Here is an 18,224-nt window from a genome sequence, read left to right as displayed (position 1 = left end):
ACCGCTGATGCTTTGGGTAAAAACGTTTCACATCGTTCTGATTGCTTCCTGGTTTGCCGGCCTGTTCTACCTGCCGCGCATCTTCGTCAATCTGGCGATGGAGACGGAACGCGCCGCCACGGCGCGCCTTTTGACGATGGCGCGCAAGCTGTTCCGCTTCATGACGTTTATCGCGGTGCCGGCGCTTGCTTGCGGTCTGTGGCTGTGGCTCGCGATCGGCATCGGACGCGGGCAAGGCTGGATTCACGCGAAGGTCGGTGTGGTGGTGTTGCTGATCATTTACCACGCCTATTGCGGCGTGCTGTTGCGGACGTTCGAGCGTGGCGAGAATCGCCGCTCGCATAAGTGGTATCGGATGTTTAATGAACTGCCCGTATTGGGGATGCTGGCGGCAGTGGCATTGGTTGTTATTAAGCCGTTTTAATAAATAGGAATTCTCCTATTAATTTTTTCTGATCAGATTTGTTTGTCCGCCTGCACGGCGTTTAATATCGTGCAGGATGCGATTTAATAATCGAATGTTGGGTAGTTGGCATTCGTCAAGAAGTGTTGATTTAATCTGGCTTTTTTTGCGCCAATCTCTTCCCGTCAAAATGCTTCCGTAGTAGGTGATTCGTTCAGGTTATTCTTAATCTGAGCGTGACATCGTTCGTGCGCTTGCGCTGAGTCCCCCTGTGTGTCCGTTGTCTGCCAGCCGTACACTGTCGGCGGTTTCCTGTTCGCGAGTCCTATTTTTGTCAATTTGTCGTAGGTGAATCCTTATCGTTCCCTAGGATTTCGGAACTGTCCTATTAATTTGAGAATTGCCCGGTCATATAGTGGTTCCATTCCAGAGGGATTAATGGGATGGTCAAAAAATGCCAATTGCGACGGCCCTGTTTTTAATCCTTCTGCTACTCAGTGACGCGCGCAGGACTTCGGTAAGACACCTCCCGCGACATCAAACCCATAACTGATATTCAGAAGGATGAAATCATGAACAAGTCGTACAAGAGCGTATGGAATGAACGCGCCGGGACGTATGTCGCCGCGTCGGAAGTGACGAGGAGCCGCGGTAAGAGCAGCCGCAACAAGATCGCACTTGTAGTGGCAATGCTTGCTGCGGGCGGTTCAATGGATACTTTTGCAGGGACAACTTTAGGCGCTTGCACCAGTGCTCAGGACGCTACGAGTATCGCAATCGACGGAGCGAGTACTGGCTACTGCACGACGGCTAGCGGGACGAGTTCCGTTGCTATTGGGTCTTCCGCAACAGCGGGCGGTGCAGGGACCGGCACCTCAATTTCCGGTAAAACTAATGGCAACTGGGATCAGTTAGCTGTAGGCGTGCGTGCCAAGGCCATTGCTGGGTCCGCAACTGCCATTGGCGCTGATGCTAACGCGTCTGGACTTGCTTCGGTCGCTATGGGCGCCGCGGCATCCGCCACTGCCAATTCTGCTATCGCAATTGGCGACACGGCAATCGCCTCGCAGCAGGGCGCGATGGCTTTGGGCGCAACGGCTAAAGCGCAGACAGCCAACGCCGTTGCTCTGGGTACTGCGGCGTCCGTGACCGGAAGCAATTCAGTGGCTTTGGGCGCTAACGCTGCTGCTGACCGAGATAACACCGTCTCGATCGGATCTGCAACCGCGCAGCGCCAGCTGGTCAATGTGGCAGCCGCGACGCAAGGTACTGATGCTGTAAATTACGCGCAGTTGAAGGCTGCCGGCTTGAAAACCGATACGAGCGGGAACGCAACGAACTCGTTCGTTGCCTACGACGATGCGACCAAGGGCAGAGCGACGCTGGGCGGCGCTTCAGGTACGATGCTCTCGAAAGTGGCGGCAGGCACAGTGTCGGCATCGAGCACGGATGCAGTGAACGGCGCGCAGCTGTACACGACGAACGATAACGTCACTAAGAACGCCGACGCCATCTCGACGCTGAACACGGCGATCACCAACATCAACAGCGGTTCGACCGGTCTTGTGCAACAGGATGCGACGAGCCATGCTATCACGGTGGCGAGCGCGACAGCGGGCACGACGGTGGACTTCACCGGCACGGCGGGCGCGCGTCAACTGAAGGGCGTGTCGACCGGAGCGCTCAATGCAACGAGCAGCGACGCGGTGAACGGTTCGCAACTGTTTGCGACGAACACGACCGTGGAGCAGAACAGCGAAGCGATCACGAAGAACACCAGCGACATCGCCCAGAACAGCGACGCGATTGCGCAGAATAGCGATGCAATCACGAAGAACGCTGACGCGATCGACAATGTTGCAGGCTCGGTGAGCGACATCACGAAACAGCTCGACAGCGGCGCAGTGGGCCTGGTGCAACAGGATCAGACCACGCGTAACCTGACGGTTGGTGCAGCGACGGACGGTCTGCAGATCAGCATGGCCGGCACGGCGGGCAACCGCGTGGTGGCGGGTATTGCAGATGGCGCGCTGAGCGAGACGAGCAGCGACGCGGTGAATGGCTCGCAGCTGAACAAGACGAACCTGGACGTGGCGGCGAACGGCGAAGCGCTTACGCAGAACACCAGCGACATCGCAAAGAATACAGGCGACATCGCCCAGAATTCGAGCGACATTGCAAAGAACGCAGACGACATCGCTCAGAATTCGACTGACATTGCAAAGAACGCTGGCGACATCACGAAAATCGATTCGCGGGTGACGAACGTTGAAGGTTCGGTGAGCAACATCACGAACCAGCTCAACAACGGCGAACTGGGTCTGGTGCAACAGGACCAGACCTCACGTGACCTGATGGTTGCGAGCGACAAGGACGGCGCGCACGTCAACTTTGCGGGCACCGCAGGCGCACGTGAACTGGTCGGCGTCGCAGCCGGCACGACGAGCAACTCCGCAGTCAACGTTGGTCAGTTGAGTCCGGTTGTTGCGTCGCTCGGCGGCGGTGCGCAGGTCAATGCCGATGGTTCGGTCACCGGCCCGACGTACCACGTGCAAGGCGGCACGCAGAATACGGTCGGCGGCGCACTCGATTCGCTCGATAACGGTCTGTCGACGCTGCAGACGCAGATCAACAACGGCAGTATCGGCATGGTCACGCAAGATCAGACCTCGCGCGACATCCTTGTCGGTGCGGCTACGGACGGTCTGCGTGTCAATATGGCCGGCACAGCGGGTAACCGTGTCGTGACGGGAGTTGCGGCAGGTGCGGTCAATGCGTCAAGCAGCGACGCGGTGAACGGCGCGCAATTGCATGCAAACGCCAAGAGTACGGCAGACGCCTTGGGCGGCGGTTCGACCGTCAATGAGGACGGCACGATCTCGATGCCCACGTACACCGTTGGTGGCACGACCGTGAACGGCGTCGGCGCAGCAATCACCAACATCGACGGTCGTGTGACGCAGAACACGTCGGACATCGCTAGCCTGCAAACAACTGTCGGCACGATGAGCGGCTCGGTGGCGAACGCGGTGTCGTATGACAGCGCGGCACACAACCAGGTGACGTTGGGCGGTTCGGCCAGCGCGCCGAAGGTGAAGCTGACCAATTTGCAGGACGGTGAACTGTCGGCAACGAGCTCAGATGCGGTAACTGGCGCACAGCTGTGGAACACCAACCAGCAAGTGGCTAACCTGAACCAGGCGGTGCAGAACCAGCAGTCGACCGGCAGCAGCAGCATCGCGACTGACACAGGTGGTCCGGCAGCATCGGCGACCGGCAGCGGTTCGATGGCGATGGGCGGCGGCGCGCAGGCCAGTGGCGACAATTCGGTGGCACTCGGCGCAGGCTCGGTGGCCGATCAGGCGAACACCGTATCGGTGGGTTCGCTGGGCAACGAACGCCGTATCACGAACGTCGCTGACGGCCAAGGCCCGACGGACGCCGTGAACATGCGTCAATTCCAGTCGGGCTTGGGCTCGGTCGCGCGTAACGCTTATAGCGGTGTTGCAGCTGCTACCGCGTTGACGATGATTCCGGAAGTCGATCCGGGCAAGACGCTCGCAGTCGGCGTTGCCGGCGGCAGCTACAAGGGCTATCAGGCTATGGCACTGGGCGCGTCGGCGCGTGTAACCGCGAACCTGAAGGTCAAGGTCGGCGCGGGGATCAGCGCGGCGGATACGACCTACGGCGCAGGCGCGTCGTATCAGTGGTAAGCATTGGGTGATGGTCGCGAAAAGCGCTGCGGTTTGGGTGCTTTTCGTGAACCGATCTTAGGTAGGTGGTTTGAACGGCGGGCTCTTTTCGGGGAGCCCGCCTTTTTTGCGTCTCGGCACGTCGATGCCTAGCAAGCGCATTTTGCCTCGCGTGCACCGCTTGCGGAGGAGTGGTCAGGCGCGCAGGGTCACCCGTTATCCGCGGGGATCGATCCTTCGGCGGTTGATCACTTCCTTCGCCTGCGCCAGCTTCTCGACCAGTTCTGGTCCCCGGCTCAACGCCACTCCCACTGCCAGAATGTCGCCGATCGCGAGATGCGAGACGCGCGAGGTCATCGGCGAAAAGATATCCGTATCTTCATCGACGTTCGCAAACAGGCCGACCGTCGCGAGCCGCGCGAGTGGCGAATTGCCGTGCGTGATCGCAATCACCTTCGCGCCGCTTGCCAGCGCCGACTTCGTCGCGTCAACGATATCGCGTGTGCGCCCGGTGTTTGAAATCGCCACCACCACATCGCCTTCACCCAGCAGCGCCGCCGACATCAGAAACGTATGCGGATCCGAATACGCGACACTCGGCATACCCAAGCGAAAAAACTTGTGCTGCACGTCCAGCGCTGCAATGCCTGACCCGCCCGCGCCGTAGAACTCGATGCGCCGCGCCTGCGCAAGCAGCGTGATCGCCGCCGCCACGCTGTCCGACGACAGATTGTTGCGCACCTGGATCAGCGCGCCGATAGTCCGGTCGAGCACCTTCGCGGCGACGCCCGGCGTCGGCTCGTCCGGTCGCACATCGCGATAGACGGCCGGCACTTCCGCCGCAATGCCCTGCGCCAGACGGATCTTGAACTCGCGAAAGCCTGAAAACCCGAGCGCATGACAGAAGCGCGCGATGGTCGGCTGGCTGACGCCGGCGCGCGCGGCCACCTCGGTCATCGAGAGATCGAGCACCTCGCGCGGCGCTTCGATCACGTAATCGGCCAGCTTGCGCTCGGACGGGCGCAACTGGTCGCGCATCTCTTCCACCTGGGACAGCATCATTGAAAAACTCGCACTATGCTGAAGAATGCATGGACTATATCTGATTGCAAAATAAGGTACAAAAACTACATATATGGCGGTAGGTGTATTCCCTAGGTTTTGATGCCTATGCCGCTAAGGCAAAGCCAGTAAGGCGGTGTAGCTATTCAAAGATGCGGCGACGCAACGGCAGTCGTGATTGCGATCATGTAGTTTTTCTACTAACATTACGACGTCGACCGTTTCGACATCCCCGCGATACCTGCCTGGCATAGTGCGCCTACGCCTCACGCCAGCGACGAAGGAGCTCCGATGGTTTCCCCGCATTCGCAATTGTTGAAGGTCACGCAACGCGTGGTCGAGCGCAGCAAGCCCACTCGCGAGGCGTATCTGGCCCGTATCGAGCACGCTCAGGGCAAATTCCCGGCACGCGGCGCGCTCTCGTGCGCCAATCTGGCTCACGGGTTTGCTGGTCTCGAAGGCCACGACAAGCTCGTCATCAAGCAGATCCGCCAGCCGAACATCGGCATCGTGTCCTCGTACAACGAGATGCTGTCCGCGCACGCGCCGTACAAAAACTACCCGGACATCATCAAAGAGGCTGCGCGTGAAAACGGTGGTGTCGCGCAATTCGCCGGCGGCGTGCCGGCCATGTGCGATGGCGTCACGCAAGGCAACGCGGGCATGGAACTGTCGTTGTTCTCGCGTGAAGTGATCGCGATGAGCACAGCAGTCGCCCTCACGCACAATATGTTCGACGCAGCGCTTTGCCTCGGCATTTGCGACAAGATCGTGCCGGGTCTCCTGATCGGCGCGCTGCAATTCGGCCATCTGCCGACGATTTTCGTGCCGGCCGGCCCGATGGGCAGCGGCCTGTCGAACGACGACAAAGCCAAGACCCGTCAGCTCTTCGCTACCGGCCAATGCGGCCGCGACGCGCTGCTCGAAGCGGAAGCCGCCGCGTATCACAGTCACGGCACCTGCACGTTCTACGGTACCGCGAACAGCAACCAGATGCTGATGGAAGTGATGGGCCTGCATCTGCCGAGCTCGGCGTTCGTGCACCCGCATACGCCGCTGCGCGACGCGCTAACCGCGCAGGCCGCGCGCCGCGTGCTCGATCTGACAGTGGATCGCGGCAACTACATGCCGATCGGCCACGTGGTCGACGAGAAAGCGATCGTCAACGGCATCGTCGCATTGCTGGCAACGGGCGGTTCGACCAATCACACGCTGCATCTCGTCGCGATTGCGCGGGCGGCCGGCATCGTGATCGATTGGGACGACTTCGACACGCTGTCGCAAGCCGTGCCGCTGCTCGCGAAGATCTATCCGAACGGCAAGGCCGATGTGAACCATTTCCATGCTGCGGGCGGCGTCGCGTTCCTGGTCCGCAATCTGCTGGAAGGAGGCTTGCTGCATGAAGACGTGAACACCGTCGCCGGCAAGGGTCTCCATCACTACACCGAAGAACCGAAGCTGATCGACGGCAAGCTGCAATGGGTGCCGGGTGCGGAAAAGAGCGAAGACACGGCGGTGTTGCGAGGCATCAAGGAACCGTTCCAGCCGGACGGCGGCTTGCGTCTGATGCAGGGCAAGCTCGGTCGCGGCGTGATCAAGATTTCCGCGGTGGCAGCGCAGCATCGCAAGGTGAAGGCGCCGGCCATCGTGTTCGATTCGCAGGAAGCGGTTCAGGAAGCATTCGACAAAGGCGAACTGAAACGCGACTTCATCGCCGTGGTGCGCTTCCAGGGCGCCCGCGCAAATGGCATGCCCGAGTTGCATCGTTTGACGCCGTTGCTCGGTGTGTTGCAGGATCAAGGTTTCCACGTTGCACTGGTTACCGACGGCCGCATGTCCGGCGCGTCGGGCAAAGTGCCGGCGGTGATTCACCTGTCGCCGGAAGCCTTGCTGCAAGGCCCGATCGGCAAAGTCCGCACCGGCGACATGCTAGTGATCGATGCGGCCGCGGGCGTGCTCGACATCGAAATCGATGCGGCCGAATGGGCGGCGCGGCCAGAAGCGTTGCCGCAGCATCAGGCGGAAAACGAAGTCGGCTTCGGCCGTGAACTGTTCGGCGTGTTCCGCGCGGCGGCAGCGCCGGCGGAGCAGGGCGCCTCGGTGTTCGGTCCGATGGTGGGCGAGCACGCGGCGCACCACGGCGAGCGGGCCAAAGCACACGCCAAAAAACACACAAGCACCACTCAAGCCAGCTAAACGCTGCAGAAACAAGGAGTCTGACTATGACAGCGAAAACAGTAAGCGATATCGTACGCCTCGGTCCGGTGATTCCGGTGCTCGCGTTCGACTCGGTCGAGCAGGGTGAGCACGTGTCGCGCGCACTGCACGCGGGTGGCGTGAAGGTGCTGGAAATCACGCTGCGCACTGCAGCCGGCCTGGAAGCGATCGAGCGCGCGAGTCAACTGGCGGAAGACATCGTTGTCGGCGTCGGCACAATCACGAAGCCGGAGCACTGCGCTCAGGCGAAGAAAGCTGGCGCGCAGTTCGGCGTTTCGCCGGGTCTGACGAAAGACATGCACAAGGCCGCGCAGGACGCCGGCTTGCCGCTGCTGCCGGGCGTAATGACACCGACCGACATCATCACCGCGCTGGAACTCGGCTACGAGATCGTGAAGTTCTTCCCGGCGCAGCAAGCCGGCGGTATCCCGATGCTGCAGGCGTTTTACGGCCCGTTCCCAACGCTAAAATTCTGCCCAACCGGCGGTATCACTGCCGAAAGCGCTATCAATTTCCTCGCACAACCGAACGTGGTGTGCGTCGGCGGTTCGTGGCTCACGCCGAAAGCCGCGCTCGCCGCGCAAAACTGGGACGAAGTCACGCGCCTCGCGCGTGCCGCCAGCGAGCTCGTCCCATCTGCTCACTAAGCTGCATCGGCGCACGATACGATAATTCGCTAGCCAGGTCCTACGCAAAGGGGTCTCGTCGAAACAGTCTGTCAGGCTGTCGCGGCGAGGCTCCTTTTCGATATGCGTGCCAGATTCGCGCGCTTTTAGAGACAACAAACAGTAAAATTCGGCGTCCGCGCGGCTTGCCGGGTTTTCAGGCACCGCTTCAGGTCGCAGTGAGACAGGTGCCAGCCGTGTTCCGCACCGACAATCAATAACGCAAAGGAGGCGCTTCATGGAAGCTGTCCACGGCAGCATGCTGCTGGTTTTCGCGGTGATCGCCATCGCACTGCTGATCCTGCTGATCACCCGCTACAAGGTTTATCCGTTCCTCGTCCTGATCATTGTTTCGCTGCTGTTGGGTCTCGTATCCGGCATGCCGATCGGCACGATCGTCAAATCGTTCGAAACCGGTAACGGCAATACGCTCGGCCACATCGCGATCGTGGTCGGCCTCGGCACGATGCTCGGCAAAATGATGGCCGAATCGGGCGGCGCGGAGCGCATCGCCACCACGCTGATCGAGTGGTTCGGTGAGAAGAACATTCATTGGGCGATGATGGTCGTGGCGATCATCGTCGGTTTGCCGGTGTTTTTCGAAGTCGGTTTCGTGCTGCTGATTCCGATCGCGTTCAACGTCGCTAAACGCACCAACAAGTCGCTGCTGCTGGTCGGCTTGCCGATGGTCGCGGGTCTGTCCGTCGTGCACGGTCTGATTCCGCCGCACCCGGCTGCCATGCTCGCGGTGCAGGCGTATCACGCCGACATTGGCAAGACGATTGCGTACGGTCTGATGGTGGGTGTGCCGACGGCGATCGTGGCCGGTCCGCTGTTCGCGCTGCTGATCAGCCGCTACATCAAGCTGCCGAACAACAACCCGCTTGCCGCGCAATTCCTCGGCCATGGTGACGACGCGCAAAATAACGCGAAGAGCGCGGCGCCGAAGCGCGAACTGCCGAGCTTCGGCGTCACGTTGTTCACGGTCCTCTTGCCGGTGATTCTGATGCTGATCGGCAGCTGGGCCGACCTCGTCTCCACGCCGAAGACCTTGCCGAACGATCTGCTGCATTTCGTCGGCAATTCGGACGTGGCACTGTTGATTGCCGTGCTGGTTAGTTTCTGGACCTTCGGTGCGAGCCGCGGCTTCAATCGTGAGCAGATCCAGAAGTTCTGCGGCGAATGTCTCGCACCGATCGCGGGCATCACGCTGATCGTCGGCGCGGGCGGCGGTTTTGGGCGCGTGCTGATGGATAGCGGCATTTCGAAGGAAATCGTCGCCGTCGCGATGGCCATGCACCTGTCGCCGCTGCTGTTCGGCTGGCTGGTGGCCGCGCTGATTCGTCTGGCCACGGGTTCGGCGACGGTCGCCATGACCACCGCTTGCGGCATCGTCGCGCCGATCACCGCCGCCAGCGGCGTGCAGGTCACGCCGGAATTGCTGGTGCTCGCCACGGGTTCGGGTTCGCTGATTTTCTCGCATGTGAACGACGGCGGTTTCTGGCTGATCAAGGAATACTTCGGTATGACGGTGGGGCAGACCTTCAAGACATGGTCGCTCCTCGAAACCATCATTTCACTGATGGGCTTGGGTTTGACTTTCGCGCTCGCGACGGTCGTGTAAGGAGTTTCTGATGATTCTGATCGCAATGGGCGTGTCGGGCGCCGGCAAAACGAAGATTGGCGAAATGCTGGCGGAACGCCTGCACTGCGCGTTCACCGACGGCGATGCATTTCACAGCGCCGCCAACAAGGAGAAAATGCACCACGGCATTCCGCTTACCGACGAAGACCGTTGGCCGTGGCTGCAAACCATCCGTGCGGCGATCGAAGAAAAGCAGAGGGCGGGCGAGCAGGCGGTGTTCACGTGTTCGTCGCTGAAGCGTTCGTATCGCGAGGTTCTGCGCGGCGGTAGCAACGGTGATAAGGGCGTGTGCTTCGTCTATCTGAAGGGTTCGTTTGAGGTGCTGCGCGAGCGGTTGACCACGCGTACCGGTCACTTCTTCGATCCATCGCTGCTGCAAAGTCAGCTCGATACGCTCGAAGAGCCGGGCCCGGACGAGGCGATCACGGTGAGCATCGAGTTGTCGCCGGAAGAGATCGTCGACGACGTGTTGAGGCAGATGAAGATCCGGTAAGGTTTCAGCGACGTTCTCCTGATATCGACGCCTCGGCCGCGCTTGCGTGGCCGAGGCGTTTCATTTTGGGGCGCCCTCGACGGAATGCACGCCGTTACGACAGTAGCCCACAACAGGCGTCCGACTCACTCGGTAGCCGGGTTTTGGTGCAATCGCCTTTGAACTTTATTCTGACGTGAATTTGGGAATTGTCTGAGTTTTTTATGCGTTTTGGCTTTGCAGAATGGGACAGCCAAACACTCTGTATGAAGGTTGCAGAAGCATTAGTCGCAGTCAGTCAGCTGCACTTATGTTGTCCAATCCTGTTGGAGGCGAACGATGGCGGAACTCTCTCTCATAAAGAATGGCAGCGGAGCATTTGCGGCGACAATCGGCGTGTTATTGCTAGCCGGCGCCGCTCACGCGGGAAGGGGGGCTCCCCTTGCCTCAGCAAGTGAAGGGGCCGAAGTAAAGTTGCTCAGCACTGTTGAAAGAAATATTCGGCAGGCGGCGTCTTCAACCGCTTCGACTAGTTCAAACGATCCGCGCTGCAAACAAATTACCACTTCCATCAATGCGGCGATCGCATCACCCGAACGTTGGCTGGTGTACGGGGTTACGGGGGGAGATTATTCAGAGCAACAGTATATCTATGACCGACGCTTGGAACTCGAAATCGAACACCTACGACTCGGCTGCCGGCCAAAAATAGGCGCTTCTTGGTGAACTGACCCCGAAAAGTTGGACACCGGTTCAACCTGTGGGGTGCAGTTCACGGAGCGCCTTTTATATCGCTTAGAGCCGGATTGTCCGGCTCTAAGCGATCCGCTTAGCCAGTTCGACTGCCTTGCCGATATACGAACCCGGCGTCATGGCGAGCAAACGATCCTTCGCATCTTGCGGAATCGCGAGACCAGTCACGAAAGTTTGCAGCGCTTCACGCGTGATCCCCTTGCCGCGCGTCAGTTCCTTCAACTGCTCATACGGGTTCTCGATGCCGTAACGGCGCATCACCGTTTGCACCGGCTCGGCCAGCACTTCCCAGCAATTGTCGAGGTCTTCATTCAGACGCTGCGCATTCACTTCGAGCTTGTCGAGACCACGGATCAGCGAGTCGTACGCAAGCAGCGAGTAGCCGAACGCGACGCCCATATTGCGCAGCACCGTTGAGTCGGTCAGGTCACGCTGCCAGCGCGAAATCGGCAGCTTGTCGGCGAGGTGGCGCAGCGTGGCGTTGGCCAAGCCCAGGTTGCCTTCCGAGTTTTCGAAGTCGATCGGATTGACCTTGTGCGGCATCGTCGACGAACCGATTTCGCCGGCCTTCGTGCGTTGCTTGAAGTAACCGACCGAGATGTAGCCCCACACGTCGCGGTCCAGATCCAGCAGGATCGTATTCGCGCGCGACACGGCGTCGAACAGTTCGGCCATGTAGTCGTGCGGTTCGATCTGGATCGTGTACGGATTGAACGTGAGCTTCAGGCGCTGTTCGACCACTTCGCGCGAGAACGCTTCCCAGTCGAATTCCGGATACGCAGACAGATGCGCATTGAAGTTGCCGACCGCGCCGTTCATCTTGCCCAGCAGTTCGACCTTGGCGATACGGTCGATCGCGCGTTCCAGCCGCGCGGCGACGTTGGCGATTTCCTTGCCGAGCGTGGTCGGGCTGGCCGGCTGGCCGTGCGTGCGCGACAGCATCGGCTGTTCGGCCTGCGCGTGAGCCAGCGCGACGAGTCGCTGATGCACCGAGCGCAGTGCCGGCAGAATGACGTGTTCACGCGCGCCGGCGAGCATCAGGCCGTGCGACGTGTTGTTGATGTCTTCCGACGTGCAGGCGAAGTGGATGAACTCGCTCGCGCGTTCCAGTTCTTCCTGACCCTTGACCGATTCTTTCAGCCAGTACTCGACCGCTTTTACGTCGTGATTCGTCACGCGTTCGATTTCCTTGATGCGCGCGGCGTCGTGCGCGGTGAAGCGCTCGGCCAGTTGCAGCAGGAATTGCTCGGCCGCTGCTGAAAAGCGCGGCACTTCGGCGAAACCGGCGTGCGAGAGCGCGATCAGCCAGTGGATTTCAACCGTCACGCGATTGCGCATGAAAGCGGCTTCCGAGAGCCACTCGCGCAGGGCTTCGGTTTTCGACGCGTAACGGCCGTCGAGCGGGGAGAGCGCGTTCAGCGCGAACAGGGTGTCGGGGCGGGTGTCGGACATGATGGGGGCGTGACGCAAGGGTGAAAACGCGGGGAAACTGCGGGAACCCGGAATTTTACCACCGGACGCTTGGACCCCTGATTCCATCGCGACGCCCGCGGGGCGTTCCGGCGGCACAGAGGAAAAGCTTGATTTTGCCGCTGATGCTCATGGCGGAGCGCCTGATAAGGTGCTGCGTCACCCAACGCAAAATATTGGCTTTCCTGCGGTGAGCCAACCGGCGGAATCCGATTTCTGGCATTTAGCGTTATCGCCAGATTTGCGCGCGGATCGCCAAGGAATCGTTCCGGCCTGTCCGAATCCTTTCTGCCCCAGTTCCGTACTCGCCACGGCTACTTCGAAAACTCGCCGGGCACTTCGGTTATGCGCCGCTGCGGTAGATGGCTCATCCACTCGGTATCGCCGAAGTTGCCGCGATGTACTGCCGGCTGCACCAACGCAGCGTCGTGAAGAGGCGCATCAGTGGGCAGCGTGACGGCCGCATATTCGTCGATGCCGAGCGTTATCGGCGCGAATGACGCGTACCTTCCCGCTGCCGACGGGCGAGCCAACGACCGGTGCGTGATGGCCGCCGGCGCGAGTTTGGGCGAGGCTGTAGACAATACAGCCCTACCTGAGCGCCGCGCACTGCTGACAGTCCGCGAATCGGGGTGGTGGGCTTCGAAGCGCATAACGTGAATCTCGTCACGCATCACGCGGTGCGCGGGGCGCGCTTCAACCCGATGCGGCTGTAAGGTGGCCGGCGCAAGAGTCTGCCCGCTGGTAGGGAACCCGACGTCACGTGGGTGTGCCTGAGCGGGCGTGTGTTTTGCGACATCGGGTAGTTGCGCCGAAGTGGCGTAGGGTTTCGCGTGACGCTGCGGCAAATCGTCGAAGGCGACCCATATCAGGACCGCGGCGGCGCCGATGGCGCAGGCGGCCCTTACCACAACATGGTGAGCAGAACTGCCGGGCACTCGAGCTACATCCGGCGTCATGCGCATGGCGGACGCGTCCGGCAGGACACTTGCGCCAAGCGGCATGGCGTCGTTGAGCGGGGGCGGCACCGCCATAGGCGCAGACGGCGATTCCGGCCACGGGGACGCCCAGTGGCACATCGACCAGATAGTTTCATCATGTAGACAGAACGTCCGCAGAAGCGCGCCTAGTTCAGCGCGCAAGTTGCCCTCGGGGGGCAGCAACGCCCACTCGTTGCCGAAGGGTGGGAGGAACGGGTCGGATGCACGTAACCTGGGCTGGCTGATGCTGCCTTCGATCCGTACGGAAGGGCTGATCGTTGACATGGATTTTTCGCAATGCCTCGCTGTGGAGTCAATAGCCCGGAGACGATAAACCAGTACCAGTAATAGCGATGTGCCACTCAGGTCATCTACGGGGTAATCATCCGGCTGCCGGAAGCAGGCCACTCAATCCCACAAGAAAACCTCGCCTTCGAAACAGATGCTCACTATCGAGCGACCGATGCGTGCCCGGGAAAATAAACTTTTACCGGGATAATTCCAACGGCCGAGCTCAAATCCGTGGTGCGGGAATCGATATGCGCAAAAAATTCGCTTAATAAGCGTGGCCTGGCGATGTAACGCCCGAATGGGGATAGGCGGAACCTCCGCAAATCGAACCGATCGCTGCCAGCAAATCTCAAGAATGTTCATTGAATGTCGAACATACGGATCGCGACTTTATTCACTGCACATAGCACATCTACTACGCTGCGCGAAAGCTATTTATGACGACACGCTTGTTTATGCCGAGACGCCCGGAGGGCGGCGTCGAATACCTTCAAAAAAAAGACGCCCGCTACTAACGGGCGCATTAACAATGCTGCGGCCCGGGGAGAGGCCGCCATGCACCGAGGAACGACTAAGGACTGTTGCAGGAGTCTAGCTTAATCTCCGTAAAAGGTTGCAGTCAGCTTCCTACGGAAAAAAGGAGGAAATAAGTCGACAACGCTTCACCATGGCTTTAAATATCTTCTTATCGAAGGCGACTGCGCGATATGCGATATACATGATCGCCAGGTAATTTTCGTTAAGCCTTTCAAATTAATAGCATGTTGCGAGGCGCCGTAGAGGTGTAATGCTCGAATACGAAATACCTGTTGCAGAGCGGCTTTAATGGTGTGGCATCGTCAATTAACTATCCGGTTCATTGCCGGCGTAATAATGAAGTATTTGCTGAATCTAACGGCTATGCTTCTATATTTATAAAAAATTGAGTATTGTGTCGGCTCCTGTATTCCAAAAAAATCAAGTAAAGCGAGGAGGTTGTAAATGATGAAAGCTCCCCGGCAGGGTGTAACGGTCTTCCGGTCGGTCATTACCAGCGGTGCACAATTCGAGGAATACATCAACGAAATCGGACGTCCACGGTTCGCAGTCAGCTGTGGAGGCGACGACCCGGGCGGCGCCCAGGCCGGGCCGGATGAATGGCTGTTCGCCGACGATATTGAATGCCTGATGCGGGCATTTCTGGACTGGGATGCGCGTGGTATTCGTATGGAGTTCGATCAGCCGGCAGCCAGTGAAGGGGAGGGCGCCGCGAACTGGATGGTCGTGGGATTGCCTGTCCACTTCAACGATGCGACGGCGAATCTCAACTGCGGGCTACTCGGCGAGATGTGCAGGGTCATGGGTGCTGACGGCGCCCGCCGGGCCTTTCTCGAATCGGTGTTCAACGACGCATGGACGTACGATTTCGTCGCGTTGCGGGCGAACCGCTACGACAGTTTCATCGAGCAATGGAAGTCGGATGACGACAAGAATGCCCGGCCCGATCACTATCGGGCGTTGAAGCATTTTGGAGTTATCAGCGATGCCGGCGAACTGGGCATCGGCTGCCGGCCATTGCAGTATTGGGTGTATATCGGTGTGGCGAGTGGCAGCCTGACGGCTCAACAACTCGAAGATTCCGGCTTGGACCGCGAAGGGCTGATTGGCCAGGCATGCGTGATCAATGGACTCGGTGAGGTCGAGCGTATTGGGAACCATCGCGTCATGGAAGGGGGCGAGGCCTAGTGCGTCTCTTGCACCCGGCCTGTTGCCGGCACACGGTCGTCGCATGTCGCCGTGGGGCAAGAACGGAGGTTAATGGCCGCGGTATGCATCGCGACACCGATCTAGAATGCTGACTTCCTCCCTCCCGCTGGCAGCAGGCTTCGCATGGAACTGAAATGGCTCGAAGACTTCGTTTCGCTCGCGGAAACGCGTAGTTTTAGCCGCTCGGCCGAATCGCGTCACGTCACGCAGCCGGCGTTTTCGCGGCGGATTCAGGCACTGGAAGCGTGGTTGGGCACGGAATTGATCGATCGTTCGGTTTACCCGACGCGGTTGACGGCGGCAGGCCAGGTGTTCTACGAGCAGGCGCTGGCGATGCTGTCGCAGTTCCACGAGGCGCGTGCCCTGCTGCGCGGGCACACGGCGACGCCGCAGGCGACCATCGAGTTCGCAGTCCCGCACACGCTGTCACTGACGTATTTCCCGCGCTGGCTGCAGCGCATCGAAGCGCAAATGGGCCCGATTCACACCCGGCTGCGGGCGTTGAACGTGCACGATGCGGCTTTGGCGCTGGTGGAAGGCGGCTGCGATCTGATGATGGGCTATCACCATCCGAGCCATCCAATCGCGCTTGACCCGGCGCGCTACGACATGCTGACGCTCGGCAACGAGCCGATCAGCCCGTTCTCGGCGCCGGGCCGCGCCGGCCGTGCCCGGCACACGCTGCCGGGCACGGCCGAAACGCCCACGCCCTATCTGACCTACACGCCGAACGCGTACCTCGGGCGCATGACCGAAGTGATCCTCGCTAATGCGCAAGAGCGCCTGTATCTCGACCGCTTGTACGAAACCGACATGGCCGAGGGGCTCAAAGCGATGGCGTTGGCCGGCCACGGCATCGCCTTTCTGCCCCACAGCGCCGTGGAAGACGCGGTTGCCGACGGCAAGCTGATCCGCCTCGATCGCGCAACGCGTGGCACGCCGGAGGGGCAGCTCACGCTGACCATGGAGATTCGCCTCTATCGCGACAAGCTGGCCGCGAAAGGCGACGATGCGCGGCAGATACTCGTGCGGCAGTTATGGGACGTGGTGTCGGAGGAGTTGGCGCAAGGCGCAAGCGCTGCCTGAAAACCTGCGTCCCCACGACGCGAATTTGCGGCTTCTCAACGGTTATGCAAAAAAAACATAATCGGATAAGGAAACGGCATTGGATTTCAAAACGGCGTTTTTCGACAATGCTGTCACTCGATCAACGCCGGAGCGTTCATGTCATCCCAGCAACAAGCAGCACAATCCGCATCAACGTTGCAGTCGGTTCCTTCCTACCTGAATAAAGACGACCTCGGCCCGTGGGGCAACTACCTGCGTCAGGTCGACCGCGTCGCGCCGTACCTCGGCTCACTGTCCCGCTGGCTTGAAACCCTGAAGCGCCCGAAGCGCATTCTGATCGTCGATGTGCCTATCGAACTCGATAACGGCACAGTTGCGCACTTCGAAGGCTATCGCGTGCAGCACAATGTGTCGCGCGGTCCGGGTAAGGGCGGCGTGCGCTATCACCAGGACGTGACGCTGTCGGAAGTGATGGCGCTGTCGGCGTGGATGTCGGTGAAGAACGCTGCTGTGAACGTGCCGTACGGCGGCGCGAAGGGTGGTATTCGTGTCGACCCGCGCACCTTGTCGCGTGGCGAGCTGGAGCGCGTGACGCGCCGCTACACCAGCGAAATCGGCATCATCATCGGGCCGAATACCGACATCCCCGCGCCGGACGTGAACACGAACGAGCAGATCATGGCGTGGATGATGGACACGTACTCGATGAACCAGGGCCAAACGGCCACGGGCGTCGTGACGGGCAAGCCGATCACGCTGGGCGGTTCGCTGGGCCGCCGTGAAGCGACGGGCCGCGGCGTGTTCGTGGTCGCCTCCGAAGCCGCACGCCGCATTGGTGTCGACATCGAAGGCGCACGTATCGCCGTGCAGGGCTTCGGTAACGTGGGCGGCATCGCTGCGCGTCTGTTCCAGGAAGCGGGCTCGAAGCTGGTCGCGGTGCAGGATCACACCGGCACGCTGTACAAGTCGACCGGTATCGATGCGGTCGCGCTGCTGGATTACGTGGCGAAGCACGGTGGCGTGGGCGGTTTCCCGGAAGCCGATGCGATCGCGAGCGAAGAATTCTGGAACGTCGAATCCGACATCCTGATTCCGGCTGCGCTCGAAAACCAGATCACCGAAAAGAACGCCGGCAAGATCAAGACCAAGATCGTCGTGGAAGGCGCCAACGGCCCGACCACCACGGCAGCGGACGACATTCTGCACGACCGCGGCATCCTCGTGATTCCGGACGTGGTGGCGAATGCCGGCGGCGTGACGGTGTCGTACTTCGAATGGGTGCAGGACTTCTCGAGCTTCTTCTGGACCGAAGACGAGATCAACCAGCGTCTCGAGCGCGTGATGCGTGAAGCGTTTGCCGCAGTGTGGCAGGTGTCGAGCGAACAGAAGGTGTCCGTGCGGACCGCGGCGTTTATCGTCGCATGTAAGCGGATCCTGGAAGCGCGCGAATTGCGCGGTCTGTATCCCTGATCTGATTGCGTGAACCGGCGGGTCCGCTACCTCGCGGACCTCTCCGATCCTTGCTTCGACGCGGTTCAAAAGACCGCGTGTTCGACCCGGCGGGCGGCATCGATACGATGCCGCCCGCCTTTGTATGTCCGGAAAGGTTGACCGACCCGGAAGCGCCGTATAAAACGACAATACGCGTAGCGGCGCGCGCCCCGGAGGAAGTGCCCTGGGGAGCACGCAACAAACATGGTTTATAGCGATACTTTCAGAATAATTACTTTGCTAAACTGGCGCCGGTTCTTGCCAAGGAG

At 60.2% G+C, this 18,224-nt stretch carries 13 protein-coding genes; 10 read left to right on the top strand and 3 right to left on the bottom strand.

Annotated features, from left to right (window positions below; translation table 11 throughout):
- Nucleotides 1-7: 7 nt before the first annotated feature.
- Nucleotides 8-424 (top strand): CopD family protein, encoded by a 417-nt coding sequence (locus AYM40_RS17605; RefSeq protein ID WP_063497335.1) that lies wholly within the window; start codon nucleotides 8-10, stop codon nucleotides 422-424.
- A gap of 551 nt (nucleotides 425-975) precedes the next feature.
- Nucleotides 976-4,116, top strand: coding sequence for a YadA family autotransporter adhesin (locus AYM40_RS17600; protein ID WP_148662202.1), 3,141 nt, complete (start codon nucleotides 976-978; stop codon nucleotides 4,114-4,116).
- Nucleotides 4,117-4,311: 195 nt separating this feature from the next.
- On the opposite strand, the gene AYM40_RS17595 is transcribed toward AYM40_RS17600, so the two are convergent.
- The gene (locus AYM40_RS17595; RefSeq protein ID WP_063497333.1) at nucleotides 4,312-5,157 is read right to left on the bottom strand and encodes a MurR/RpiR family transcriptional regulator; all 846 of its coding nucleotides are present in this window, start codon (nucleotides 5,155-5,157) and stop codon (nucleotides 4,312-4,314) included.
- Nucleotides 5,158-5,448: 291 nt separating this feature from the next.
- Here AYM40_RS17595 and edd point away from each other — a divergent pair, with 291 nt between their 5' ends.
- The 5 genes from edd to AYM40_RS40350 all read left to right on the top strand — a co-directional run bounded on the left by edd (nucleotide 5,449) and on the right by AYM40_RS40350 (nucleotide 10,882).
- The gene (gene edd, locus AYM40_RS17590; RefSeq protein ID WP_063497332.1) at nucleotides 5,449-7,353 is read left to right on the top strand and encodes a phosphogluconate dehydratase; all 1,905 of its coding nucleotides are present in this window, start codon (nucleotides 5,449-5,451) and stop codon (nucleotides 7,351-7,353) included.
- 26 nt (nucleotides 7,354-7,379) lie between these two features.
- Nucleotides 7,380-8,021: a bifunctional 4-hydroxy-2-oxoglutarate aldolase/2-dehydro-3-deoxy-phosphogluconate aldolase gene (gene eda / locus AYM40_RS17585; protein ID WP_063497331.1), complete on the top strand. Its 642-nt coding sequence runs from the start codon at nucleotides 7,380-7,382 to the stop codon at nucleotides 8,019-8,021.
- A 256-nt stretch (nucleotides 8,022-8,277) separates the two neighbouring features.
- Nucleotides 8,278-9,663: a gluconate:H+ symporter gene (locus tag AYM40_RS17580; protein WP_063497330.1), complete on the top strand. Its 1,386-nt coding sequence runs from the start codon at nucleotides 8,278-8,280 to the stop codon at nucleotides 9,661-9,663.
- A 10-nt stretch (nucleotides 9,664-9,673) separates the two neighbouring features.
- Nucleotides 9,674-10,177 carry a gluconokinase gene (locus tag AYM40_RS17575; protein WP_063497329.1) on the top strand — a complete coding sequence of 168 codons (504 nt, stop codon included), beginning with the start codon at nucleotides 9,674-9,676 and terminating at the stop codon, nucleotides 10,175-10,177.
- A gap of 318 nt (nucleotides 10,178-10,495) precedes the next feature.
- The gene (locus AYM40_RS40350) at nucleotides 10,496-10,882 is read left to right on the top strand and encodes a hypothetical protein (RefSeq protein WP_148662201.1); all 387 of its coding nucleotides are present in this window, start codon (nucleotides 10,496-10,498) and stop codon (nucleotides 10,880-10,882) included.
- 90 nt (nucleotides 10,883-10,972) lie between these two features.
- On the opposite strand, the gene purB is transcribed toward AYM40_RS40350, so the two are convergent.
- Complete coding sequence (gene purB, locus AYM40_RS17570; protein ID WP_063497328.1) at nucleotides 10,973-12,361, bottom strand: adenylosuccinate lyase; 1,389 nt, start codon at nucleotides 12,359-12,361, stop codon at nucleotides 10,973-10,975.
- Nucleotides 12,362-12,693: 332 nt separating this feature from the next.
- Nucleotides 12,694-13,644, bottom strand: a complete 951-nt coding sequence (locus tag AYM40_RS40345; RefSeq protein ID WP_148662200.1) for a hypothetical protein — start codon at nucleotides 13,642-13,644, stop codon at nucleotides 12,694-12,696.
- Between the two features lie 987 nt (nucleotides 13,645-14,631).
- Here AYM40_RS40345 and AYM40_RS17555 point away from each other — a divergent pair.
- From AYM40_RS17555 to AYM40_RS17545, 3 genes are all read left to right on the top strand, one after another.
- The gene (locus AYM40_RS17555) at nucleotides 14,632-15,375 is read left to right on the top strand and encodes a hypothetical protein (protein WP_063497325.1); all 744 of its coding nucleotides are present in this window, start codon (nucleotides 14,632-14,634) and stop codon (nucleotides 15,373-15,375) included.
- Between the two features lie 144 nt (nucleotides 15,376-15,519).
- Nucleotides 15,520-16,482 carry a LysR family transcriptional regulator gene (locus tag AYM40_RS17550; RefSeq protein WP_063497324.1) on the top strand — a complete coding sequence of 321 codons (963 nt, stop codon included), beginning with the start codon at nucleotides 15,520-15,522 and terminating at the stop codon, nucleotides 16,480-16,482.
- 138 nt (nucleotides 16,483-16,620) lie between these two features.
- Entirely contained in the window at nucleotides 16,621-17,934 is a 1,314-nt protein-coding gene (locus AYM40_RS17545) for a Glu/Leu/Phe/Val family dehydrogenase (RefSeq protein ID WP_063497323.1), read from the top strand.
- Nucleotides 17,935-18,224: the final 290 nt, after the last annotated feature.

The organism is Paraburkholderia phytofirmans OLGA172, from assembly GCF_001634365.1.
In the GTDB taxonomy this organism is placed as follows: Bacteria; Pseudomonadota; Gammaproteobacteria; order Burkholderiales; family Burkholderiaceae; genus Paraburkholderia.
The sequence above is the reverse complement of the archived record's forward strand: the minus strand, read 5'-3'. Positions and strand labels throughout refer to the sequence as shown.